The 23346-nt window shown below is 37.6% G+C and carries 20 protein-coding genes and 1 pseudogene; 7 read left to right on the plus strand and 14 right to left on the minus strand.

Annotation, left to right across the window (positions count from 1 at the left end; genetic code table 11):
* Window positions 1-73 precede the first annotated feature (73 nt).
* The 12 genes from ACFING_RS05655 to ACFING_RS05710 form a co-directional block, all read right to left on the minus strand.
* Window positions 74-1708, minus strand: coding sequence for a BID domain-containing T4SS effector (locus ACFING_RS05655; protein ID WP_375630152.1), 1635 nt, complete (start codon window positions 1706-1708; stop codon window positions 74-76).
* A gap of 10 nt (window positions 1709-1718) precedes the next feature.
* On the minus strand, window positions 1719-1937 hold the full coding sequence (locus ACFING_RS05660) for an antitoxin VbhA family protein (protein ID WP_375621556.1): 219 nt from the start codon (window positions 1935-1937) through the stop codon (window positions 1719-1721).
* Window positions 1938-1998: 61 nt separating this feature from the next.
* The gene (gene virB11, locus ACFING_RS05665) at window positions 1999-3069 is read right to left on the minus strand and encodes a P-type DNA transfer ATPase VirB11 (RefSeq protein WP_375630153.1); all 1071 of its coding nucleotides are present in this window, start codon (window positions 3067-3069) and stop codon (window positions 1999-2001) included.
* Window positions 3066-4226: a type IV secretion system protein VirB10 gene (virB10, locus tag ACFING_RS05670; protein WP_375612191.1), complete on the minus strand. Its 1161-nt coding sequence runs from the start codon at window positions 4224-4226 to the stop codon at window positions 3066-3068. The genes virB11 and virB10 overlap by 4 nt, the downstream gene beginning before the upstream one ends.
* Complete coding sequence (gene virB9, locus ACFING_RS05675; RefSeq protein WP_375621532.1) at window positions 4219-5085, minus strand: P-type conjugative transfer protein VirB9; 867 nt, start codon at window positions 5083-5085, stop codon at window positions 4219-4221. The genes virB10 and virB9 overlap by 8 nt, the downstream gene beginning before the upstream one ends.
* Window positions 5082-5786 (minus strand): virB8 family protein, encoded by a 705-nt coding sequence (locus tag ACFING_RS05680; RefSeq protein ID WP_375610599.1) that lies wholly within the window; start codon window positions 5784-5786, stop codon window positions 5082-5084. Before ACFING_RS05680 ends, virB9 begins: the two co-directional genes overlap by 4 nt.
* On the minus strand, window positions 5740-6042 hold the full coding sequence (locus tag ACFING_RS05685; RefSeq protein WP_375610598.1) for a type IV secretion system protein VirB7: 303 nt from the start codon (window positions 6040-6042) through the stop codon (window positions 5740-5742). Before ACFING_RS05685 ends, ACFING_RS05680 begins: the two co-directional genes overlap by 47 nt.
* A 210-nt stretch (window positions 6043-6252) precedes the next feature.
* Complete coding sequence (locus ACFING_RS05690; RefSeq protein WP_375610597.1) at window positions 6253-7239, minus strand: type IV secretion system protein; 987 nt, start codon at window positions 7237-7239, stop codon at window positions 6253-6255.
* Entirely contained in the window at window positions 7226-7711 is a 486-nt protein-coding gene (locus ACFING_RS05695) for a type IV secretion system protein VirB5 (protein WP_375630154.1), read from the minus strand. The genes ACFING_RS05690 and ACFING_RS05695 overlap by 14 nt, the downstream gene beginning before the upstream one ends.
* The gene (locus ACFING_RS05700) at window positions 7708-10062 is read right to left on the minus strand and encodes a VirB4 family type IV secretion/conjugal transfer ATPase (protein ID WP_375612194.1); all 2355 of its coding nucleotides are present in this window, start codon (window positions 10060-10062) and stop codon (window positions 7708-7710) included. The genes ACFING_RS05695 and ACFING_RS05700 overlap by 4 nt, the downstream gene beginning before the upstream one ends.
* A 22-nt stretch (window positions 10063-10084) precedes the next feature.
* A complete protein-coding gene (locus ACFING_RS05705; RefSeq protein WP_212112790.1) occupies window positions 10085-10393 on the minus strand; it encodes a type IV secretion system protein VirB3 in 309 nt (102 codons plus the stop codon).
* Window positions 10394-10714 (minus strand): TrbC/VirB2 family protein, encoded by a 321-nt coding sequence (locus ACFING_RS05710; RefSeq protein ID WP_375610628.1) that lies wholly within the window; start codon window positions 10712-10714, stop codon window positions 10394-10396. It lies immediately after the preceding gene.
* A 398-nt stretch (window positions 10715-11112) separates the two neighbouring features.
* On the opposite strand from ACFING_RS05710, the gene ACFING_RS05715 reads away from it, so the two are divergent.
* Window positions 11113-11838 carry a hypothetical protein gene (locus tag ACFING_RS05715; protein WP_375630155.1) on the plus strand — a complete coding sequence of 242 codons (726 nt, stop codon included), beginning with the start codon at window positions 11113-11115 and terminating at the stop codon, window positions 11836-11838.
* Between the two features lie 1144 nt (window positions 11839-12982).
* Window positions 12983-13105: pseudogene (locus tag ACFING_RS05720) on the plus strand (hypothetical protein); the annotation flags it as partial.
* Between the two features lie 1035 nt (window positions 13106-14140).
* On the opposite strand, the gene ACFING_RS05725 reads toward ACFING_RS05720, so the two are convergent.
* A complete protein-coding gene (locus tag ACFING_RS05725; RefSeq protein WP_375630156.1) occupies window positions 14141-14500 on the minus strand; it encodes a helix-turn-helix domain-containing protein in 360 nt (119 codons plus the stop codon).
* A 1194-nt stretch (window positions 14501-15694) separates the two neighbouring features.
* On the opposite strand from ACFING_RS05725, the gene ACFING_RS05730 reads away from it, so the two are divergent.
* Window positions 15695-16540: a TIGR01459 family HAD-type hydrolase gene (locus tag ACFING_RS05730; protein ID WP_375630157.1), complete on the plus strand. Its 846-nt coding sequence runs from the start codon at window positions 15695-15697 to the stop codon at window positions 16538-16540.
* Complete coding sequence (locus ACFING_RS05735) at window positions 16540-17541, plus strand: bifunctional riboflavin kinase/FAD synthetase (RefSeq protein ID WP_375621540.1); 1002 nt, start codon at window positions 16540-16542, stop codon at window positions 17539-17541. Before ACFING_RS05730 ends, ACFING_RS05735 begins: the two co-directional genes overlap by 1 nt.
* 2100 nt (window positions 17542-19641) lie before the next feature.
* Here ACFING_RS05735 and ACFING_RS05740 read toward each other — a convergent pair.
* A complete protein-coding gene (locus ACFING_RS05740) occupies window positions 19642-19971 on the minus strand; it encodes a TIGR01244 family sulfur transferase (RefSeq protein WP_375613563.1) in 330 nt (109 codons plus the stop codon).
* Between the two features lie 997 nt (window positions 19972-20968).
* On the opposite strand from ACFING_RS05740, the gene parA reads away from it, so the two are divergent.
* The 3 genes from parA (at window position 20969) to ACFING_RS05755 (ending at window position 23201) form a co-directional block, all read left to right on the plus strand.
* Window positions 20969-21598 (plus strand): ParA family partition ATPase, encoded by a 630-nt coding sequence (parA, locus tag ACFING_RS05745; protein ID WP_375613562.1) that lies wholly within the window; start codon window positions 20969-20971, stop codon window positions 21596-21598.
* Entirely contained in the window at window positions 21595-21825 is a 231-nt protein-coding gene (locus tag ACFING_RS05750) for a plasmid partition protein ParG (RefSeq protein ID WP_375613561.1), read from the plus strand. Before parA ends, ACFING_RS05750 begins: the two co-directional genes overlap by 4 nt.
* A gap of 1088 nt (window positions 21826-22913) precedes the next feature.
* On the plus strand, window positions 22914-23201 hold the full coding sequence (locus ACFING_RS05755; RefSeq protein ID WP_375621541.1) for an EexN family lipoprotein: 288 nt from the start codon (window positions 22914-22916) through the stop codon (window positions 23199-23201).
* The last annotated feature ends 145 nt before the right edge of the window (window positions 23202-23346 follow it).

Raw genomic sequence — 23346 nt, forward strand, 5'->3', positions numbered from 1 at the left:
CAAAGGTGCAGATAACGCCAAACAGTTTTCGCTTATGAGCCTTTCTCATTAAGGAGGAAGGTTTTGTCTATTCTTAGCAGGCCATAGCGAATGCTTTGGAACGGTGCATTGTGCATACTTGTGCTTGCTGGTGTACTTCTTTGGTTTGCTTAATAATTTGTGTAATTTGTTTGGCTTTATTTTCTGATACACCAATGCTTTGAGCCAATGTTTCATAATCATTATTTTGAACTGCTTTATGTTCATTTGGTGAGAGACGGGTGTTGATCTTTTTTACAAAGTTGCTGAGCTCTTTTTGACATAAAGGATTTTTTGTTAAAGCTTCTTGTTGTAATTCTTTTGGCAAGGCGAAGAGGTCTTGCAAGCTTTGACTTGGCATTTCTACCGTTTTTGCACGACGACTTTGTTCTGTTGCATGTTCTTGCGTAATTTCCTTTTCAGCATGTTTTACAGCATACGCGAAATTTGCAACGGCAGTACAGAGCATCTCAAGATGATTTTTAGCGTTTGCACGTGTCTGGTTTTGTAGTCCACATAAACTGAAACCGGCAAGATGAGAAATAGAGTGCGGTGCTCTTTCAATCTGGTTAGCGAGCTGTTGGCCTAAGCTTGGATTTTTGATGATTTCTACCATCTGTTTGTTTAATGTTTTTTCGTTACCATAAACAATTTTTGACAATTGCTGAACCTGTTTTAGGCTTGCGTGGACACAAGAATCTTCTGCAACCATTTGGGCCGTTTCATTTTCTGTCAAAGGGGCTAATCTTTCTTCTGGAATGAGAATGCTTTCAAGCTTTTTTGTTTTGGGAACGGTAAAGGTAAATCTATCACCAGGTTTTAATGTTTTGAGTTGTTCTGGCGTGAGCTGTTCTTTATTGCCGATGATGTAAGCGCCTTTCACATTGAAAGCAAAGCTATCATAACCAGCACCCCTATAGGTACCTGTGTAGGTTTCACCTTCTTTTGCAACCATAACAGGACGATCATTAACATTGCGCCCAAGTTCTTTCATGTTGCTCATGAATTCCTTTAAAAGAAGTATTTTATTGGGATTAGAGATATCTTCAAACAGATGTTGCATTGGTTCTAGATCACCATTTTCTGCTACAGCAACACTGGCGAGCATCATGCGTTCTTTTGTAACAAGTGAAAAATCAAGCTGATGCCCTGCGGCTTTGGCAAGATTTTCAAAAAAGACCCGTTGTGTACGTCCATTGCCTTCTCTAAAAGGATGAAGTTGGTTAAGGGCGTTAAATAAGCTTATTGCTTCAGCGTTAAATTTCTCACGCGTTAAGCCTTGCAAATTATCTTTTTCGGCAAGCGTTTGATCTAATTTTTGTAAACCGTCTTGGATTTCATCGCCGAGTGCAAAAGGATTTTCCCATCCTGTTCTTTTCATTTCGGGCATAGCGGCTATGGTGCCATCTTCAAATGTAAAGGGGAGATGGCGCAGATATCCAGCCCATTCAAAGGTATTTTTAAATAAGTGGTGATGTATAGAGCATAGATAGGAGCTATCAAACTTTTCTGGTACGGGGGATTCACGCAGATTAACCATTGCTTCTGCTGTATCATGTGAGCATTTCTCCAGAAAGGATTTTAAGTCTTTTATTCCATATTTATTTTTGAGTGTTGTGGTGTTTGGGTAGACATAATGATGGGGAGAAACTGTCTGTATATTTTTTGTCTTTGCTTTTGCTTTTGGCATCGCAGCTTCCTTATAATTTTACGTTGTCCATAAGAGTGTTAAATTCCTCGAGTGAAATATTCCCCTTTGCGTATTCTTCTAAAATTTTGAGTGTTGTAGGATGAAGCGCTATTCCCTCTATCGTATGGGTGCTGATGGCTGCTTCAACGGCTTCACGGCGTTTTTTTAATTCTTCCTCTGTCATCGATAAAAGATTTTCTCTATTTCTGTTTCGTTGGTTTTCATGCATTTTTTCTCTTATTTGCAATTGTTGCTTTAAAAGAGCCTTTGGCAGCCGGTGTGATCTTCTTTTAGTCACCTCCAAAGATGTTTCGTTGTTTGAAGGGATCGTAATAAATTTCTGTGACCTTAAATTTTCCTTCAATCCGTTTGCATTGGATGATGATATCAATCATTGAAATCAACAGGCCTCGAATATCATCACGCTCTAAATCACCACCGCCTTCACTTTCTTTGACCAAAAGGGTCATCTGCTCAAAGGCTGCAAGTGCTGTTGATGCGTGAACCGTCGTAATGGAACCTGGATGGCCTGAATTGACATTGCGGATATAATAAAAGGCTGTACCATCTCGAAGTTCTTGCAAAAGAATACGATCAGGACGCATCCGTAAAGATGATTCAAGTAACTCTTTGGGCCCAACGGAGGCTAAGCCTTGTCCATCTTTTGAATAGAACATTGAGACATGGTTAGGGTGTGGTATCACCAATTCTTGCGTGTCTTCAATGGTGATAATACGCTCTTCTTGAGGGATTTTGGCGATTAATGCTTTTGATAATGTTGTTTTACCCGAACCGGTTTTTCCCGCAATTAAAATATTTTTCTGGCATTCTACAGCTTGATTTAAAAAAGAGACAAAGTCTTTATTACAGTAGGCATTGGCTAATTTATGCTCGATGATTTTGAGTTCATTAAAACGAGAATGATAGTCATTCAAAGGTGTGAAAGAGACCTGTTCACAGAGCGAGAAGAGGCCTTTCTTGGCGAGTTCTTCGAGAGAAAAACTCTGCGATGATGGTTTACGAATTGTCATACTAATCGTGTCTTTTTCGACAGCCGGCGGAATGACAATTTGAATGCGCTCATTGCCTGGTAGCGTTGCAGATAATATTGGGTTTTTGTCCGATATGTTTTGCTTGGAATAGGAGGCGACAACTTTCGCAATCCCCATAAGCTCATTAAAAGAGAGCCTCGGTGCTTCTATTGTTTTCCATCCATCAAATCCTTCAGTCATGACTTGATAGGGACGATTGATAACAATTTCAAAGAGTCTATCATCTTTCAAAAAAGCACTGATGGGTTCAAGTTTTGTGAGAACAATCGCAACGGTTTCATCGCTCATGGTATGTAAGTTTGAGTTCATTCTAAAGTTACCGCCGAATTTTTGTAAAAGTTTCTTGAAACAGCTCGATTGATAATCTGTTTTTTGTTTTCGATGACTTTCAATTTATAAACGCTGGAAAAATCTAAATCGCGGGCAACAAAGATATTCACCATTTCCCCTTGGTTTTTGGATAATGTTGGAGGAATATTGGCGTAATTTTCTACGAGAATGTTTGCGATGTTTTGTCCTGAAGAGATTGTTTCAGTTTCTTCTTTTTCCTGTTTTTTTGATAAACGTTTATTGGCATAGTGTGTTGCATCTTTTATTAGTGAGACAAGAAGCGCAGACCCAATCCTCTCGAGCCAATGGTTATCAATATCTCCATCCATACCAGAACGCCCTAAAGCATCCGTTGCCGGTGAAGCTAAAGATATAATGATACCATTGGGGGTTTTTGCTCTATTCCATAGTACAAAGAGACGTGTTTGGCCTTTTTTCAATCCGGCGCGATATTCACCAACAATTTGGGTGCCTTTATCAAGAAGCACAACACGACCATTGTCTGATAAGATATCTCTGGAGATGATACAACTGGCAAAACCTTGTTGATCACTGTTGATGGCTGTTTCTAAAATACAAGGAATAGAAGTTCCCATCGCGATGATGTAGTTTCGATTGCCAAGGGTTGAAGCACGAATACCTTCAAGCACTGTGGGTTTGAGAAGATGATTAAAACGTTGTGTCGTTTCATCAGGTTTGCTTTCAAGTTGGTGAGGCAAAGCACCATTATTTGTTTGTGAATCTATTTTGCCTTGTTGTGTACTTGCATAAGCTAATACAGGAGCACGTTGTGCTGCCTCCAGCAGTGAGTCATCAGAATTTAATTGATTGATGTTTGGTGTTGGTAGCTCGACTTTTGGTAATAGAGCGTTATTTCGTTGAGGCTGTTCAAAGGGGGGAGGGGTAGGCTTTGCAGGATGAAAAAGCTCTGTTTGTTTTATAACTTTTCCTTCTTTTGAAGATTCAATTGGTTGCTTTTTGTCTGTAACAAGTGTTGAATAGGCTAAATAAAGACAGACACTGAAAAGAATAATAAGAGCAATAGCTTTCCCCACATTGTTTTGTTGACTTTTCCCTTGAGCATTTTTTATTGTATCGCGATCATTAATGCTTTTTTCATCCACGGTGTTATTCATGGCTGCTTCCTAGGTTCACTTTACGTTGTACAGATGGTGATGTCGTACCTGTTTCAGGATTAATTCCTTTTGGTACGAACCTTTTGTTAAAGATGCACAATACTTCATTCCCACGTCGTAGCGTGAATTGTGCAGCTGTTGCATGAACAATAACCTTGTTGCCTTTAATCGATTTGGGAATAAGCGCTTCTTGCCCATCAGGCGATACAATGTAAATGGCAGGGATTTCAATGTTGCCTAAAAAGGTAAAGGTTGTTGTTTTCCCATTATCATAGACAGAAGCAGGTTCAATAAGAGATGAGCCTTGAGCTTCATAAGCCCAATTGCGTGGTCCAAAATCTTCATGGATATTTAAAATATCATTGACAAAGTTTTCTTCACGTTGTTTTTCTTTTTCTGCTTCGGCTAATTTCTTACGTAAGGCTTCATCTTCTGGATAACGAAACTTTACCAAGAAATACGTCTCATTGCCGGCTGAAACATCGCCTTCACGGACTTGTAGCTCGAATTGATAAGAGCGTTGTGTTCCATCTTGGCGGCTTGTGACAATTTGTAAATTTGTCACAGGCTGAACTTCACGTGGTTTGAGAAAAACAAAGTGTCCAGCCGGTGCAACTTGCCAAGCAACCGAATTTCCAATTCCTACATAGGTTACTTCTTCATCAACGGCAAATTCTAGTTGAACCGAAGAGCGAATGGAGCCAATGATTTGTACGACGTTGTAGGGGTCATAATTGACAAATCTGATGCGGTTATCTTTACGTGCACTGACAGGCGCTGTTTCCGCAAGTGAGAGAACTGTGTGCAAGCTGACAGTGATCGTAAAAATTAAAGAGATTGTTTGTAAAAGTCTGATCATTTTATCACCTCTGGATCAGATCTATATTCCGATACTTGAAAACCAAGAGGGTTGATAAGACGATCAGACGTTGAAATGTGTGCGTTCACGTAGGAAAAATTTAAGATTGAAATCCAATGGGAAATATTTTCTTTTTCATTCAAGTCTCTGATCGTTTTATAGTAACGAACTTGGATAAGATCTTTACTTATAAAAGAGATTGATTTGATTGTGATCGTAGCAATCATGTTATGATAAATGTTTTGCGGACTTTCTGGATTATTGCCCGCGTACCATTTTGCAAAACGGTTTTGTTCTTTTGGAGAAGATAAAAGAGAGACTAAGCGAAAATTGTTTTCTGCTTCTGATGCTTGAAAACCTTCACGAGCGCGAACGTATTGGCTGGCAAAATAACGCGTTATCGCTTCATCATAGTCGTTAGGGGATTCTTTTAGGGCGCTTACAGTGTCAATAATGCCTGTTGAGTTATCAACGCGGATAACAAAAGGCTCTACTGTTTTCAAAGGCGTCAAAGCTGCGACAGCTAAAGCCAGCGCAATTGTCATCAATCCAAAAAGCACTGTTAAAGCCATGGAGATTTTCATCCGCACACGCATGCTATGCATGCGATCAATGTCAAATGAGCGCGCTTCTTTTATATATTCTTCAAGGGCATCACTTTTCACGCATAACCTCCACAGTTTTATCAGATCGTGCTTCATGAATAACCGGCTTTAATAAAGCTGAATTGGCTGTTACTTTTTCACTTTCCAAAGTATTGAGAATGATGGGAGTGGTAACAGGCTTTACGCTCTTTTCTGGGTAGACAATGTTTTTATTGTCCCAATTCCACTTATCTTTATTTAAAGCGCGTGTATGTTTGCCATTACAGCGTGGTGGTTTTTTAGGGCCACTCAAAGAGGCACAACCAGTAAGAGCGATTGTTAGGACCATAACAAAAGTTATTTTTCGTTTCATTTTTTGAACTCACAAATATCTTGGAATACAATGCATGAGAGCCTTTGTTCTGAACATTTTTACAAGTTTATGTGATGCAAGATTTTGATTGGTTTTGTTGTTAGACCCAAGATGTTAGATCTTATCTGAAACAGGATCATGGCGTGTGCGCCAAAGGGCGCACACAAGGCAAAAACAAAAATGCTTATTCTTTTAAAAAGGTGCTTTATCTTAAAATCGACCACGACCGCCTCCGGATTTACCTGCTTTTGCTGCCGCCCCTGCCGCACTTCTAACAGCGTTACCGGCAGCTCCTGAGATTTGTGAAGTGGCACTTTTTACTGCATTGCCACTCGCTCTTGCACCATTGGAAAGCATTGTAAAAATCTGTCCTCCTGAAGAGACACCAGCGTTAAAGTATGGTCCGCCAGAGGCCAGCGCTGTTGCAATACCAGGAAGCGCACGGAAGATAATAACTCCTATGATCGAAATGACGATGACAGGGGGAAAAAGAACATAAATTGATTCATATGAAACTTTGAGAACCTGTAGGATAACTTGACATATAATAGTTCCAAGCATGATTACGAGAACTTGTAAAATGGTAAAATTGATCAAAGTTGTAATCCATGCATCGGAGTATTTTCGCGTTGCATTGAACAAATACAAACTAATGAATAGAGGCCCAAGACCTATAATCATGACGAGTGCAACTTGTGCAAACATTTGCACAATAAAACCACCTATACAAAAAAGAATAACCGCGAGAAGCATGATAGAACCAAGAAGACCCACAATGATCTTTTCAAAAAACCAAGCATTATATAAGACTTCTTGATAACGCGAACTTGCTTTTAACAAAATATAATCAAAAACATTGGAGCTTGCAGGATTACTGTTAAGCGCATTCCCAATAGCATTGGATAAATCATTGAAGAAAATATCCTTGACATAAGTATTAAATGTATCCGCATTCGTTGCCATTGTTGTAACAACAACGATTTTAACAACATTATTGAGAAGACTATGCATGGAAAGCGCAACGCGACCTGTCATAACATTATAGCCATAAAGAAAGATAAAAATGATTGCGGCGAGATTTAAGGGCGCTGAAATAGCAGAAGACAGCCCACTCACCGTCGTGTCCATCACATTATCAAGGGGTTTTAAAATATACCCAGAAACGCTTTCAAAGGGAGAAAAACTAAAGTCTGACATTTGTACTTGTACTTTCAAGTTTTTCTTTTAATTGTTTTTCTTTTTCTTTTAATTGTGCCTCAAGATATTTATGCTTTTTTTGTTCCTTTTCTTCACGTAGCTCATCTTTTGTCTTCGTATCTCTTGCTTGAATCATATCAAGAGACTGAAGTTTTAAAGAATTCACTTGAAGATCGGCTTGAAGAAGAGAAAGTTTTATTTGAAGCTCTTGTTGAAGGGCTTGCAATTCTTCAGGCTTAGTGTCTTTTTTTGATTGAATATTTTCAAATTGATGATTTATTTCTTTGATTTTATTTGCAGTTTCAGTTGCGCTTTTATAAATGTTTTCAGCTGTTTCTGATTTTGCAGCATCTAATTTTTGTGTGTTCTCGAGTGCTTGTTTATAATATTCATCTACATCGGGTGTTGTTTGCGCTATTGCATGAGAAATAAAAGAAAAAGATAACAGTGTAACTAAGCCATATTTTTTCATTGATTTTTTCTCCTTTGATAAAATATGGGCAGCCATTTGTCAGGGGCAGCTCCATATTCGTTGATAATTTCATTCATGAGTTCAATGTTTTTTGTTGTGCCGCTTAAAACGGCGATCTCATCATTCATTCCACGTAAGTTAAGTTCTGCAACGACGGAACTTTGTCCTTGTTTGATGAGAAAACGACGGGATTCTCTGCTTAACTCTGACTGTATCAGTTCAAATTCACGCTCAGTAAGTTTGAAAGCTTCGACATAATCATTGTAATTTGCTTTTTGATTTGGAAAAAATATTTGGGTGGGGCATTGCTCAATAATTGTGTGTGCGATTGTTGAGTTCAAAGCATCTTTAGGGCTTTGTGTTGCAAAGAGCATCATGCCATTTTGTTTACGGATTGTTTTTAGCCGATCTTGCGCAAAAGCTTTGAATGAATCATCTTCTAAAGCTTTCCAGAATTCATCAACGACGATAATGATACGTCGCCCATCAATCAAATCAAGAATGCGGTGAAAAAGATACATCATTAAGGGGCGCCGAATTTCTTCATTATCTAAGAAATCGGTCATGTCATATCCAATGAACTGCGCATTTAAATTGAGATCATCTTGGTCATTATCAAAAACCCATCCTAAATCATTGCCTCTAATCCAGCGTTGCAGCCGTATGGCAATTCCTTCTTTGGATGTGTTGTCAAAAAACAGTTGAAGGGCACCAAGAGAGCGCTGGGTTGGGGGTAAGTTTTCTAAGGAATCAATGGCTTTGGCGATATCTTGTCGCTCTTCTTCTGTTACGATTTGCCCTTCAGCAGTCACCAGCTTTAAGATCCAATTACGAAGAAAGATTTTATTTTTTTCGGTGTATTCCATGCCCTTTAAGGGAGCAATACCCGTGGGCTGCCCATTTTTTAAAGGTTTGTATTTCCCTCCTCCAGCCCGTACAAAAATCTCTGCTCCTTGATCTTTATCAAAAAAAACCATTGTTGGATTGTGTTTTTGTAATTGTGCAAGAAGAAAATTAACAATCACTGTTTTACCAGATCCTGATGGACCACAAACAAATGTGTTTCCAAGATCGCCATAATGAAAATTAAAATAGTAAGGTGAACCAGCCTGTGTTTTTAGCAATGCGACAGCAGCTCCCCAAACATTATCGTTCAGTTTTCCAACAGGGAAAGAATGGAAGGGCGATAAAGCGGCAAAATTTCTGCTGGTAATGGCGCCTGAACGTGCACGATAGCTAAAGTTTCCAGGAAGCTGTGCCCACCATGCTGCTTCCAATCCTAAATCTTCTCTGGCAATCACGGCTCCTCCATTGGTTAAATGGGAACGTGCTTTTGATAAGTTTTCAGACAATATTTTAGGATGATCAGCAAAAACAGCTAAAGAAATGTGGTGTTCTCCCAAAACAAAACGGTTTGATTCTAAATCATCTAGCGCTTCATCCAGTGCATCGATTTGTGAGCTAGCACGGTCAGCTGCATTGATCATTTGATTTTGTTTGCGGCTCATAATCGCACTGGCGGCTGCCTTACTTTTAAAGACAAAGGATTGTGTTAAGATGAATTCAAATGGCACCGTAAGCAGACCATCAGTCATACCTGGGCGTGTTTTAGAAGGATACTCTTTCCATCCAAACATGCCCACAAAGCGTTCATTGCTTTCATGGCGAATTTCGATAATTTCTTTCCCAAAAATAACACGATCCGAGTAAATTGTTGAAGCAATAGTTCCAAATGTGAGAGGAATACGCTCACGTCTTCCCCCCACTAGCTGGTGGAGAAATTCACTTTGTTCGGCAAATAAAAGTCCTTCATGTTCATAGATGGATAGCAGACGAACTTCATATTCTTCCAAACCTTGCATAAGATCTTGACTTAACTCTTCGAGTTTACGAATAGCTTCCTCATCGGGCTCAGATTGTGTTTTCTTGGCTTTGCTCAAGCGCTGAAAAAATGAAACCAGCTTTTCTGTTTTATCCGCGGCCGGATTCCAAAGCAGTGAAATAAATAGATCATTTCTATACAGTTCTTGCGAAACCATTTTCTTTTTATATTTTTCATCTAATGTTGTTGCAAAAGATGAAAGAAAATGACCTTCTGGGTATATCGTTTCACGGCGGCGGATGATGTGAGAATATAAAGCAAGCCGTTCGTCTGCGATATTTTTTAAAAGGGTGTTTAATTGGTTGTGTAAAGAATTTAATTGATCAATATCCGCAGTGTCAAAATTTATACCCTCAACAGCCATCACAACCATTAAACATCGTGAATTTAAAGCAACGACATGTTGGTTGATGTAGCGTATATAGGGAATATATTCTTCAGGCAAAGTTTCCCGTTTCATTATTGACATCTGTTTCACCAATTTCGTTCCTTCAGCTTAGTTCCTTATAGGTGCGGATAAGGCGTAAAGGGGAGGTAGAACCTCCTCCCCATCGGTTGAGGTTTTTTTGTTTTCCTCGGGTATTGAGCCATGCAAACAATACGCGAAATTGATTGTGATCGTACTTTGTCACTTCTCGCAAAATAAAGTGCATCCCAATCCCAAGACCAAACATGGTAAAATCACTGGTCAAAATGAAAAGAATGGATGTCGCCATGACATTGAGCGCCATCGCTTCCATTGTAACACCAGCAAACATGGCCGGGCGCGTACAGGCAAGGAAAAGAGTATCTTCATTCATTTATGTTGTGCCCGCTAATTTACCGACGAGAGTGGGAGCACCAAAAACAATAGCAATCCCCAGAACACAGTAAGCTGCTTTGCGTAAATCAATAAAGCCGTACATCCAACCAATCCCCACAGCAGCAACACATATAATAGCAATGAGTCTTGCCGTTGGACCCGTCATCATTGCGACAATGTTGCCTAAAACACCATCGAGCTTCCCGAAACCACCTCCACCAGCAGTAGAAGCAGCATAAGAAGGATCTGATACAAGCAATGCGGTAAAAAGCAGCATGGTCACGATAAAAATGATGTTTTGGAATCTATTATCTGTCATTTTACCTCTCTTTAACAAATAATATTTGTTCATATGTCGACATTCCATTGCCTCTAACAAACTGGAAAGTGCTGTCATTTGATGACAGTTTAATTCTTCTCGTTTGTTTGTTTTAAAAGCCTTGATCGTGGATCTGTTCACTCTCAAGCTCTTCTTCGTAAAGAGACAGAAGTCTTTTCAAATTGAGATTGTGTTACATGAAAATGGCAATTTTAAGTTGTGTATATTGGTAAAAATAACAATATTAAAATAATGAAAGAAAGAATATCATTCTTTACAAAATGTAGTTAATCTGCAACACTTATATTTGGATTTTTTCTTTAAAAACAAGGGGATTGCTGATCAATAATCTGACATGATAGGAAAAAAACGAATTTTTTGAGCGAGCGTGTTAAGAGATGCTATTTAAATTGATTGTTATTATTTACATTATGGGGGCTACGGTGTGGGGATTAAGCCAATATAAAGATAAAATGGATTTCAGCATTCTTAAAACATTTGAGATGCAAGATATCCAAGATATTGTCGATCTCTATCGAGAAGAAAAAAAGTTGGGTAGATCTATCACCAAACAGCAATTAGAAAAAAATGAACCAGCTCTCGATTTGCAGAAGAGTGTTTCATTAAATGATGTTGCAAATAATGCTGTTGTTTTTCATGGTAAGGCTTCTGTTACAAGTGGGGCTACATTTAAATTACTGACGCCTGCTGCACAATCTTGGCGCTCACATATCTCCCGTGATATTCATCTTTATGGTGTGGACACATGTGCACCCCGTCAAAAAGCAAGATTAAATGATCAAGAATGGCCCTGTGGTGCGGTTACAACGGCTTGGCTTGTCACCAAAACACTTGGGCAGGATTTATCCTGTAAACAGGCTTTGATGCACAATGGTGTTTATTATGCGCAATGTTTTGTTCAAGGGGTTGATTTAGCTGAGGAAGGTCTTAAAGAAGGTATGTTGGTACTCTCAAAAGAGGGGAAAAATCCTATTCCATCCCAGTATCATCATGCGGAAGAAAAAGCACGTGGCAACAAGATTGGTCTTTGGTCGAGTGATTTCACTGAACCTTTAAAATGGCGGCGAGATAATGGATCCTATAACCCCTTTGCTAGTCCATGATTGGTTTTAACGAACATATTTACTTAAATTTTTATAGAGAAAACTTTATCAATAAAATTGTACCAAATCGTAGAGCAAATTTGAATAAACGGTGAGATTATTTTCGTTTAGGAAGTAAATGGATGGTAATTCCCTTTTCAAGGTAGGGTTGCTTTCAAAATCGCTTCTCTATTTTTACTTATGTGTTTTATAAAAGCAGGAAAATGTCATTGTTGGTGGCAAAGCATTTTTGAGTATTTGTGTTTGAAGGAGAAGTGAGGCGATAAAAAACGCTCAAGAAACGGATTTCTAGAGCGGTGTTGATAAAAGTAAAAAATAAACAGACCCAAAAATGGTGTAACGTTTGATATAATGGATAAAATCTTTCACAATGCCTTAAAAGAATTCATAACAAAAGTTTTTTCATCAGAATTTTGTCTTCAGGATTGGATCACGTTTTTTACTTCTTTAAAAGTGATCAATCTGTTGCATTCCTTGAAAAGCTTTCATAATTATCTGCTTTTAAATTCAGACTTCCAAATGATGGATGGATTTCAAATAGACTCTACACGAAGAAATCTTCGTAAAATGATTTGCATTGCTGATTGTTTTCTATATATCACAAAACGTTTCTATTTAGGCCTCGATGGAGGAACAATAATCAACATACAAATAGGTAAAAAGAGCTCATACTTTTTTGTTATGGCTGCATAGTCCATTGATCGTGAGATTTAAGTATTATAATGCTCATAGGCTTTCTATAGGGCTAGGGGCGATGCCTATTGCAATGTAACTATTTGAAATCAGTTGGACAAAAGCATTAATGCGTCTTCTGATTTCGTCATTTGTGTTCAGTTTTTGCCCTTTCCCTTCTTATTGCGTTTTAATGTCAAACTCATACGATAGCTATTGTGAGCTCTTCTTTGCGTTATTTTACTCAGAGTATTCACTTTGAAAGTAAGCAAGTGATAGTGAGGCTGTATTCTCATACAGAAATTCAACCCTCATTTGGGGAGATGATATTAACAGATAAGGTATTTAAAGAGGAGTAAAATGAAAAAAATTATTTATTATGCATGACTCTATTATTCGTCGTGGGGTGTGAAAAACCTATAGCGTAGAAGATTTAAAAAAAGATGCAAAATTAAGAGAAGAATGGGGAACGAAGTGTTCTCTTTCAGGACAAGCTGTTAAGGAATCTAAAAATTGTCAAAATGTCTTACAAGCAGATACTGAAATGTTTTTCTCGCCAAAGCTTGATGCTCTAGACCGTGGTCATGTATTTTAATAAATACATATTACTCAACAGTAAAGTGTGATATAAAAATTCTAAAATAAAGAAGTTACGGCTCAACGAATGCTCGCTTCTTCAATTGTTATAGCGGATTTTTTTATCATTTTTCATCTTTCAGATGAGCTCCCCAAATCATATTCGCAATCCTATTGTTTGTTTCATCTTTGTTAGATTGAGGATTATGATCATGAGAAAACAGGATAGCATTGTCTTATAGAAACATCTCTTAAGGTATCCAAGCCTATTTTGCGACGCTGTTCGTAAAGGGGTATAAGGGTAAATCCATTGAGCCCCCCATCTTTACGCTTCATAACGGAATAAGCCGGCACCATCATTATATTTGCCAGCCCCCAATGTTGCGACAGATCTTGCATTAAGACGGTTCGTTTGAGGCATTTTTAATTCTTACTTAATAGTTTTTATCCATACGCCTCTTCCCACTTGTAACCTGCAAGAGATATAGTTTTGGTTGATTCAACATGGAACAAGTCTGAAATGAAAGAATCTTACGATATTCTGGATTCTCATTCAACATGTAAAACAATAAATTTTCTTTATAAATCAATGTTTTGCCTTATGATAGAGTTGGTGTAGCATTGAGATTTTAGAGGGAAAATATGCCTTTAAGACTCTATAACAGATACTAAGTCTTTAATAGCAGGTATATTAAATGTACATCATTTAAAATAAATAGAGCGTCCATAGCGAAAAGGGGGCCACTCTTTAAATACAGATAAATACTTATTCTGTTGTGCTGTAAAACGCTATTGTTTGCGGGTGTGGTGATATAAGACATAAAACTTTATACATGGGGTGTTTTGATAAGAGAGTGTGATGAATATTCAAGGGAGGGCTTGTTTATATAATTTTGTGAAAGGAACCATATGAAATGGGAAGCTGAGAAGGAGCTATTTTTGAAAAGGCGGATCGTTTATCAACCGGTTTGAGGAGGGGGGCATCCTTTTGGGGTGTGGGGAGAAAGACAAGAATAGGGTGTGTAGCACTTTATAGCTATGCTTTTAAAGCGTTTTAATTTTGATCACAAATTAAGTTTAAAATCGCTTTCTGCTTGACAGATGTGAGGACTCTAAAACTTTTTAAAAGCAAATATTCCTCTTTGCTCGAGGCGATTTCATCATAATGGTACGGGGCGTTGTCTTTTTTGATGATATCAGTGTAAAAAAAGGCAAGTGGAACATTCAAAATATCGGAAATTTCCTTTAAACGTTCTGCGCTCACGCGATTTAAGCCTTTTTCATATTTCTGGATTTGTTGAAAAGTGACACCTAAATGATGCCCTAATGTTTTTTGAGACATTTTTAGCACTTTTCGCCTAAAGCGAACTTTTTTGTCTACAAAAAGATCAATATTAAGATTTTGAGCTTGCATTTTCCCCCTCCAGGTGCGAGCGCCCTCGCATTGGTATTCCGGGAGCTTGAAAACACTGAACCCTAGTCAGCATTTTGCTTTTAGTGCTTGGAGCACCTGGACATAGCAAAATCTCCCGGAATTCCGGGATACCCACATAGTGGGTTTATTTTTACGCTAGGGTTTCGGGTTTTCAAGACCCCTTTTGATCGTTGCGTATGCGATCAAAACATTTTTCGATTCATAAAGTAATTTTAGGAGATTGGCAATAAAAATAGTTTTTCTTGAGACGGATAGATTTTTTTAAATAGGAGGTTGTTTGCCTTTCAAAGTTTTAAGGTTTGCTTACTCAACTCATGACATCAGATATGCATTTTACGAAGGTAAAGCTTGGTTTTTAAGCTCAAGTCACCGCTTACGGTGCTGTCCTTAACCAATAATCAAAATGACTTGTTTTGATGCGTCTGAGATATCATGATGATAGGGGAAAGCTTTTATGAGTAAAGAGCCCTCATGCAAAATAAACTCAAAACATTATAGATCTGATTGTTGTATATTCACATGTTTGTTTTGGAAGATATTTCTCAATGTTAGCGCCTATTTTACAATGGCGCTTCGTAAAGTATATAGCGTAAAAGCCTCTATGAATGGGATAAAAGCTATATTGCTATCTTTACTGAAAAAAAGATGCTCGGACGACATATACTCTCGGCCAGTTCAAAATATTACGACAGTTTTTGCTTTTGAAAGGGAGCATAAGAGCTATTTTTTCTTTCTTCACGTGTTTTTATCTGTACGCTCTCTGCTTATAATATGTAAGCGAATAGGTTTTGATTGATTCAATATAAACAAATTTGAAATGAGAAAATATATTGGGCTTTCTCATGATGCATGTTTTTAAGAGGGGGATACGTTTATTTTCTCAGTGAAGAATTTGAGTATTTTAGATAAAAAACTCTATCAACGTCGTTGTTGTTAGAATTAAAATTTTTATGAGAAAAATAGCATTGGGGAATGATAAGCTTTTGCTATCAAGCATTTTAGAATTTTGCACAACTTAATGATAACTTAGTTATTTTATCATTTCTTATGATCTCTATAGACGATAAAAAGTTGGGATATGGTTTGAGAAAGCAGATGACACAAGTATTATCTTTCGGTAAGTATTTTTGAAGTAAAAGACAGCTTTAAATGACAAATAGAGATAGGTGCACCATGAATGAACTTACCCATATTGAGACTATTATAGCGCATTATGATGCTGTTTTTTGTGATGTGTGGGGTGTTGTGCATAACGGTGTACATGCATTTGAACCAGCGTTGAAGGCGTTGTATAAAATCCGACAAATGGGAAAAACTGTCATTTTATTAACCAATTCTCCTCGGCTACGGGAAGATGTTGCTGCTCAATTACAAAGCATGAATGTTCATAGCGACTATTATGATGCCATTATCACTTCAGGGGATGTAACGCGCGATCTCATTCAGACTGCTCCACGTAAAGTTTTTTTCATTGGTTCACAACGTGATTTGGTGCTGTTTGAAGGGTTAGAGTGTGAATTTGTTGAAGAATGGGAGGCTTCTGTTGTCGTCTGTAGCGGTTTTCTTGAAGATTTTGACGAAGAACCCTCTGCTTATGAGGAGATGTTTCGTCGTATACGGTCGCGGAATTTACCTTTTATTTGTGCGAACCCAGATGTGATTGTCCATTATGGAAATAAAGAATTTTGGTGCGCTGGTGCATTGGCTCGTCTTTATCAACAATTAGGGGGGGAAGTGCGCATTGCTGGAAAACCTCACGCGCCTATTTATGAATGTGCCTTTGAAAAACTTCAAAAACTACGGGGAACAGTAGAAAAAAGTCAAGTTTTAGCTATTGGTGATGGTCTTTTAACGGATATTAAGGGGGCGGCTCACTTTGGTCTTGATGCCCTTTATATTATGGGGGGGATTCATCATTATGATTATACGCAAAAGGGTGTGGTTGATAAGCAAGCTTTGCATTCTTTTCTTGAACATCATGGTTATAAACCACAAGCAATCATGTGGGCACTTCAGTAATGACTAATTTTTTGCGTCTTCAGGGAATTCATATGTTTCCCTCGGCTTGGCGGGGAGCAGTGTTGGCACTTGGAAATTTTGATGGTGTTCATTGTGGGCATCAGGTGGTGTTGCAAAAAGCACTTGATTTCGCGCGTATAAAAAAGAAATCATCTGTTGTTTTAACTTTTGAACCCCATCCAAGAAGTTTTTTTCAACATTCAGCTCCTGTCTATCGTTTGACAGAGGCAGCTGAAAAAGCTGAAATTTTTAAAACCCTTGGTTTTGACGGCGTGATTGAACAGCCCTTTGATGCACAGTTTGCCGCTCTTTCAGCGGACGAATTTATTAAGTCGTTTTTAAAGGAAGTTTTTGATGTTTCAGTTGTGGTGACAGGCGAAAATTTTCAATTTGGTCATCAGAAAAGCGGAAATGTACATCTTCTTTGCCAAAGGGGAGAGAAATATGGATTTGAGGTTGTGCAAGTTTCTTGCGTTTCTCGTCCTCAAGAGTCACAATCTTTGATCATTTCCTCGAGTTTTATTCGGCAACTTCTCTCACAAGGGGAAGTGGACAAAGCAGCCCATTTGTTAGGGTATCACTATCGGATACGCTCCAATATTATTCAAGGTGAAAAACTTGGACGTCTTTTGGGATTTCCTACCGCTAATCAAATGTTGCCTCCCCAAGTTCGTTTGGCTCATGGTGTTTATGCGGTACGTTTGCGTCGTGCGAACGGTGTTTTGTATGATGGTGTTGCAAGCTTTGGTTGTCGTCCAACGGTTGTTAAGGATGGGGCGCCCCTTTTGGAAACCTATTTGTTTGACTTTAACGACGACCTTTATGGGGAAAGCTGTACCGTTTCTTTTTTCCAGTTTTTGCGAGGACAAGAAAAATTTGATGGACTTGAACCTTTGATTGCGCAAATGCATCGTGATGAAAAGAAAGCAAAAGAAATTTTAAAGACAGTACAACCATTATCAACGTTGGATAGGCTGCTTACTTTTAAAAATATGTCCTAAACTGATCTGAAAAAGAGAGAAGAGCCGTAAAAATAGCACTTAAAGTGATTATAATCACAAAGATATATTCCAAAACATCGTGGAATATATGTTTTTTCCGTTGTTGAGAGGGAGAATCGAATATCTGAAGATCTGATTTTGGCATCATTTTTTTCAAAGTTAACTTTATGGTTTTTGTTGTCATTCAAAACTTTACTGCTTGTTTCTTTCTGATCCGTTAAAACTCGTCATAAAAGATGCAGTAAAGAATAAGCAACCAGCCTATTTAGCAATAATAGACGTGAAGAGGGAGAAAGGCTGTTTTTAAAATTTCTTGCGATTTTAAGCTTATAGTTTGATAAAATTTAATTGATGACTTTTTTTATTTTAAAAGTTTATTGTTTCTTCTTTCTAATTTTTTTTATTATGTCATTTATGCCGTATCATCGTTTATGATGAGAGTTGGTTCGTGTAACCTTACGCATGTGATATTTTGTATTATGTAATGAATATTTTTACAAAAGTTTTGTTTGTCGAGTCTTGTGAAGAAGATTAGTGGTCAGCAGCAGTTTTCGTGCTAACCAATCACGTAAACGAGAATGAAGCTGCTGGAAAATGCTTTAAGTTTCGTTTCTCTTGTATATTGTGATGGGGAATGCATATTAAGGAGACTGCGATTGATTGTAGATAAAAGAAATCATTGCGAGAAAGCAGGTGTATTGTTTCAAAATTTCTAATGCTTTTGATGGATAAAGGCACAATTTTGTTGTCGTAACACGTCAATCTTTCAGATTTTCAAGTTAAAAACTATCTATATATTTCCTTTGTCTTTCACAAATGTAACGCCTATAATGCAAAGGAAAGACAGTCTTGTAAGGATATGAAAACACAAAGCCAATAATGTTTTGTTGTTTTTTGATAGAAATATTGGATAAAAGTTAGAACATCTTTCCAATCTATGTTCGGTCTATTCATGACTTTATGGTGTTGTTTTTCTCATAAAACTTTTTGTTTAGCGATTCTCAACGCGAGCAGTATGTTTGAGATAAGGATTAAGGCGCTTTAGTGCTCTCTCTACTGTTACAGCTTTTGTATACCAGATGGGGAGAGTCTATTGCTATATTCATTTGGATAATCTCTGAAATCAATCTACAGCCTTATTGGGGAAAAATATGAAGTTATCAAGGGGAAAATCAGTCCAGATGACAGTCTTTTTTACATTCGGGTTTGCCACTTTCAAAAGGGTCCAGAGCAATATCTCTTAAATCATGAAAATAACAGCTTCAGGCTTTTGTTGTTCTTTGAATAGGATATCACGTCCCACAGGTAAAATAAAATGCTGGAATATCCTTGTTTTGCTAATTTATGCACTTCTTTTAAAGAAATATCTCTCAACGCTTCTCATATTCATTTTCATGATGGCTCTCATGAATGGTATCATACAAGTTTCGTTGAGCGCTATCATCTTTATGCCTAATAAAAGAGCAATCCGACACCATCCGTTATATTGACAAGCCTTTAGTGTTGTACAGTCTAGGCTATTTGAGAGCGCTTATGAGAGTTTTTTCTTAACTCGTTTTATTTCACACGAACACTTCCTGCTTATGACATGCAAGAAACACGCTTTTGATTGCTTCAATATAAATAGGCTTGAGAGAATCTTACGGTATTAGGATTTATCATTCAACGTGCAAAATAATTAATTGTTATAAATCAATATGTTGTAGTTAACCATAGATTATGGCTTACGGCTTTTTTTATAAAATACTCTGCATGCCTTATAGGGTTTTCTTAGTGGTTTTACTGTCGTTTTAGGTGTCTGTGGCGTACGAATGAGTTCGTATTGGTAAAGGAAGAGAAAAAGAAGGTGGAGCAGTGATAAAAGGTGAGGTGAAAATAATTTTCTTCGATCATCATATGAATTTTCACGCATTTTTATGGCTTCGGGTGTGTATGCTTGTTGTATATTGAGGAGCAAAGCTTGCTTGTAGAGTTTTATGAAGTGGCAAGCCAAGGGAAAGGCGCAAGACAAAGATTATTGACAGATTGTTTTTTACAAATCGATGCGTATTTAAGAATCTTCGTCTTTTAAGGTGCGGAGGAAATGTGCGAACCCTCTGTTTAAAGACGCGCTAAACGATAAAGATGCAGCGAGCGTGATCCGTGATGACAATAGGCAAGAAGAGGCAGAGAGGCTGTTTTTAAAATTGTTTGCATGGCTTCAACAGCTGACTTTTCTATAGTTGGAGGAGAAATGGGAATGTGATAGGCTTTTATGCCATATTCATTTGCGACCGTTTTAATGCTAGAAAAGTCAGGTTGATGGAGCTCTTCGTGATCGGGGCGGTTACAGATAATTGTTTTAAAACCAGCTTGTGCCAATGTTTTGATATTTTCTATGCTAATTTGGGCGCTGATAAAAATATCAGGTTCAATTTGTTGTAAATTCATTTTTGTTTATTCCCAATTGCACGATCTTCACGATACCCTCTGGTCTGGTATATAGAAAGAACATAATGAAGGTAAGTTTTTCAGTGGCATCTTAACAAAAATATTCTTTTTGTCGAGAAGATCTATTTGGGAAAAATGAGCTGTAAGATGCAAAATATCTCACTCCGCAACATGTTCGTTATGCGATCTTATGAAAGACGGATGTTTGGTCTTTATGGATAATCTATAGTGTTTACTCAGCATAGACATTTCATTGTGTTGTTTGTTTACGCGTTTGCTAGAGGTACCCTTATTTCTCTTAAGCCCATTTTACTCTGTCGAGCGTCAAAGAGTATAAAATTCATGGATCACCACCCTTTTTACGCTTATGAAGAAGGAAGTCGGTACCATTGTTATATTTGCCAACCTCCAATATTGTAATAGTTCTTGGTACTTGAGATTCTGCATAAGAAGCATTTTAAATCCTTTCTTGTACAGTTTTTACCCACACGCCAGCCCTGCTTGTACGTACAAGAGATATGATTTTGATTAATTTAATATAAGAGGCATGAAATGAGAGAATCTTCCTGATTTCGGCTCTCTCATTCAACGTGCAAAACAATGAATTCTCCTTATAGTTTGTTGTATATTCAGAGTGGAGCTTGTTTGTAGAGTTGCATTAAGTGGATTGCATGAAGGGAGAATCCCAAAAGGCCGGTGCAAAATAAGAAGCTGGATCATTTACAGCGCATTGTTTACAGATCGACATGGATTTAAGAATCTTCGTTTTAGGGTGGGGGGGGAAGAAGAGCATGCCTCTTTTAAATTTATTTTGTTATTTTCAAGAATATCATCTTCATAATGTTTTGCTCATGTTAAAGAATATTATAAAAAATTGCGGGCTATTGTTATTTATCCTGAAAATGGGAGAAATGGTTATTTTGCACGTATTGGATGCTTGTTTCTTTTATTACTTTCAGTATAATCGTAAAAACGATAATACTGAAAGGCGTAATGGATGATCATTGGACTTTTGAATCAAAAGGGAGGTGTCGGAAAAACGACGTTGAGTGTTAATCTTGCTGCCAGTTTTGCACGTACTGGTACACGGGTATTGCTTATTGATGTTGACCCACAGGGAAGCGCATTGGATTGGGCTGCTGTACGTGAAGATGCTCCTTTGTTTTCAGTTATTGGTTTACCGCGTGCAACGGTTCACAAAGAGATTACACAGATTGGTCATGGTTATGATCATATTATTATCGATGGTCCTCCGCGTGTGACGGATCTTGCTCGTAGTGCTCTTATGGCTTCGGATTTGGTGCTTATCCCTGTTTTGCCTAGTCCCTATGATATTTGGGCAGCGGATGGAATTGTAAAGCTGATTGATGAAGCACGCGTTTATAAAGAGAATCTCAAATCTGCTTTTGTTATTAATCGTAAAATCGTCAATACAGCGATAGGGCGCGATGTGAACGAAGCTCTTGGCATATACCCTGTGCATGTTCTTTCTTCTAGTGTTGCGCAGCGCGTGATTTTTGCAGAAGCAGCAGCACAGGGGAAGGCCGTTTATGAAGTTGATAAGCAAGGACCCGCAGCGGCAGAGATTGAAGCGGTTGCAGCGGAAATCAAGGAGTTAGCACGATGAGTAAAAAAATTAAAATTGGCACAAAACCAACCAATAAATCAATTCCTTTAACAGCGGATGCATGGATAGGAAGCCACAAAGGGAGCATGAGTGGAGGTATGAAGCGCCTCACGATTGATATACCAGAAAGTTTGCATCGGTTGATTAAGGTCAGTTGTGCAAGTCGTGGAACTAAAATAGCTGATGAGGTCCGCGAATTGCTTTCACAAAAATACGGAAAAGTGTAAAAAATGATACGATAATTTCATTGGTTTGAGTTCTTTTTCTAGAGATGATATCGATTGTTTTTATACGAAGTTAATAATAAAAGTGCTCTTCTTTTTTCACGATGGTTGCTTCATTCAAGTTGTTTTTCATAAGGTTCTGTATCATCGCATGAAAGAGCTATGAGTTTGCGAAAAATTCTCCGTTTCAAACTTTTCCCTATAAATGTGATAATCATCATACTACTTGTGATCTTATCCGCTAGATGAGTAGATAAGTTTATTCTTCCATAAAAATTATCTTGATAATGATTTTAAACATCAGGTTATTTTTGTTTATTGTACTTAATACATGCGTCAATAATGTAATTAAGAGTAGCGTTGATTATTTTTTTCTGTTATGCAGTAATCCGTTTTATTAAATTATATTCATGTTTATAAAGGGGGGGGGATAAAAATAAGTAAAATTTACTGATATTGACGCGCTATAATTTTTCCTAATAAACAAAAGAATTCATTGAGCATATTATAGACAATATTTCTTACATTTATATGATTTTATAGTCTTAAATAGTTAATGCCAGCTGTAATGGTACGCAAGGCAATAGGCTTTTTTCTTCAATTGGAATGTATAAGATTGCTTTTTTAGCATTTCTATTGGCTTTTAAAAAGTGCAGGGGACTTAAAGCTTTCTTTCTTTTCCGGTGGTTTAGAAATGATAAGAGCGCAATTAGTTGACTAAAAGCTGTATTCTTTCGTTTGCAGGGAATTTGCAATGGGTATAGGCATGACGAATTTGGGGTAAGAAATCGTGCTGCTTCTCGTTACCAAGAGGTTCTTGAAGGAAAAGAAATGATTAAAAAGCTTTTTGAGAATGTCAAGATATCAGAATTTTTGCTGAAGTTTTAACACTTCAAATACAAAGAGCTGCCGTGCAGATAATGTTACAAATGCAAGTCTGATAAATGAAAGCGGCTCTCATGATTTAACATGTTTGCGTTGAAAATGTGCGTATTTGCAAAGGAAAATTAGACGCAAGGTCACAATATAGGAGGGGATGTGAACCCAAAGTTATTGTTAATAAAATATAAAACAAAGAGAGGGGTTAAATCATGAACAAGATCATTATAACAGCGCTGCTGCTTTGCGTGGGACTTGTCGTTTCTGGTTGTGAAAAAACTTATAGCGTAGCAGAGTTTAAGAAAGATAAAAAATTGATGCAAGAATGGGGAAAGAAATGCGATAAAATGGGCCCCTCTGCTTTTGAAACCAAGAATTGTCAAAATGTCATGCAAGCCGATATGGAACTTTTTCAAGAGCATTATAGAAATCTTGCAAAGGAACTTCGTGAAAGTAGCAAAAAGGGGAATGAAACTGAAAAAAAGCAGGATAACAATTAAATCATAAAAAATATATTGATAGCGGTATTTTTCTTTGTACGCGATTTATCATCATAGGTTGGGAAAAATCGCGTACAGAAGTAGATTTTTAAATTTTTGAAAATGCACAATGAACCGAATGTACAATTTTAATCGGGTGCTAAAT

The sequence above is a fragment of the Bartonella sp. AP150HLJHH genome, from assembly GCF_042196385.1.
GTDB lineage: Bacteria > Pseudomonadota > Alphaproteobacteria > Rhizobiales > Rhizobiaceae > Bartonella.

What these genes read in the sequence shown, in the direction of transcription:
- ACFING_RS05655 (WP_375630152.1), bottom strand. Translation starts at nt 1,708, where the DNA reads ATGCCAAAAGCAAAAGCAAAGACAAAAAATATACAGACAGTTTCTCCC.
- ACFING_RS05660 (WP_375621556.1), bottom strand. Translation starts at nt 1,937, where the DNA reads ATGCATGAAAACCAACGAAACAGAAATAGAGAAAATCTTTTATCGATG.
- virB11 (WP_375630153.1), bottom strand. Translation starts at nt 3,069, where the DNA reads ATGAACTCAAACTTACATACCATGAGCGATGAAACCGTTGCGATTGTT.
- virB10 (WP_375612191.1), bottom strand. Translation starts at nt 4,226, where the DNA reads ATGAATAACACCGTGGATGAAAAAAGCATTAATGATCGCGATACAATA.
- virB9 (WP_375621532.1), bottom strand. Translation starts at nt 5,085, where the DNA reads ATGATCAGACTTTTACAAACAATCTCTTTAATTTTTACGATCACTGTC.
- ACFING_RS05680 (WP_375610599.1), bottom strand. Translation starts at nt 5,786, where the DNA reads ATGAAGCACGATCTGATAAAACTGTGGAGGTTATGCGTGAAAAGTGAT.
- ACFING_RS05685 (WP_375610598.1), bottom strand. Translation starts at nt 6,042, where the DNA reads ATGAAACGAAAAATAACTTTTGTTATGGTCCTAACAATCGCTCTTACT.
- ACFING_RS05690 (WP_375610597.1), bottom strand. Translation starts at nt 7,239, where the DNA reads ATGTCAGACTTTAGTTTTTCTCCCTTTGAAAGCGTTTCTGGGTATATT.
- ACFING_RS05695 (WP_375630154.1), bottom strand. Translation starts at nt 7,711, where the DNA reads ATGAAAAAATATGGCTTAGTTACACTGTTATCTTTTTCTTTTATTTCT.
- ACFING_RS05700 (WP_375612194.1), bottom strand. Translation starts at nt 10,062, where the DNA reads ATGTCAATAATGAAACGGGAAACTTTGCCTGAAGAATATATTCCCTAT.
- ACFING_RS05705 (WP_212112790.1), bottom strand. Translation starts at nt 10,393, where the DNA reads ATGAATGAAGATACTCTTTTCCTTGCCTGTACGCGCCCGGCCATGTTT.
- ACFING_RS05710 (WP_375610628.1), bottom strand. Translation starts at nt 10,714, where the DNA reads ATGACAGATAATAGATTCCAAAACATCATTTTTATCGTGACCATGCTG.
- ACFING_RS05715 (WP_375630155.1), top strand. Translation starts at nt 11,113, where the DNA reads ATGCTATTTAAATTGATTGTTATTATTTACATTATGGGGGCTACGGTG.
- ACFING_RS05725 (WP_375630156.1), bottom strand. Translation starts at nt 14,500, where the DNA reads ATGCAAGCTCAAAATCTTAATATTGATCTTTTTGTAGACAAAAAAGTT.
- ACFING_RS05730 (WP_375630157.1), top strand. Translation starts at nt 15,695, where the DNA reads ATGAATGAACTTACCCATATTGAGACTATTATAGCGCATTATGATGCT.
- ACFING_RS05735 (WP_375621540.1), top strand. Translation starts at nt 16,540, where the DNA reads ATGACTAATTTTTTGCGTCTTCAGGGAATTCATATGTTTCCCTCGGCT.
- ACFING_RS05740 (WP_375613563.1), bottom strand. Translation starts at nt 19,971, where the DNA reads ATGAATTTACAACAAATTGAACCTGATATTTTTATCAGCGCCCAAATT.
- parA (WP_375613562.1), top strand. Translation starts at nt 20,969, where the DNA reads ATGATCATTGGACTTTTGAATCAAAAGGGAGGTGTCGGAAAAACGACG.
- ACFING_RS05750 (WP_375613561.1), top strand. Translation starts at nt 21,595, where the DNA reads ATGAGTAAAAAAATTAAAATTGGCACAAAACCAACCAATAAATCAATT.
- ACFING_RS05755 (WP_375621541.1), top strand. Translation starts at nt 22,914, where the DNA reads ATGAACAAGATCATTATAACAGCGCTGCTGCTTTGCGTGGGACTTGTC.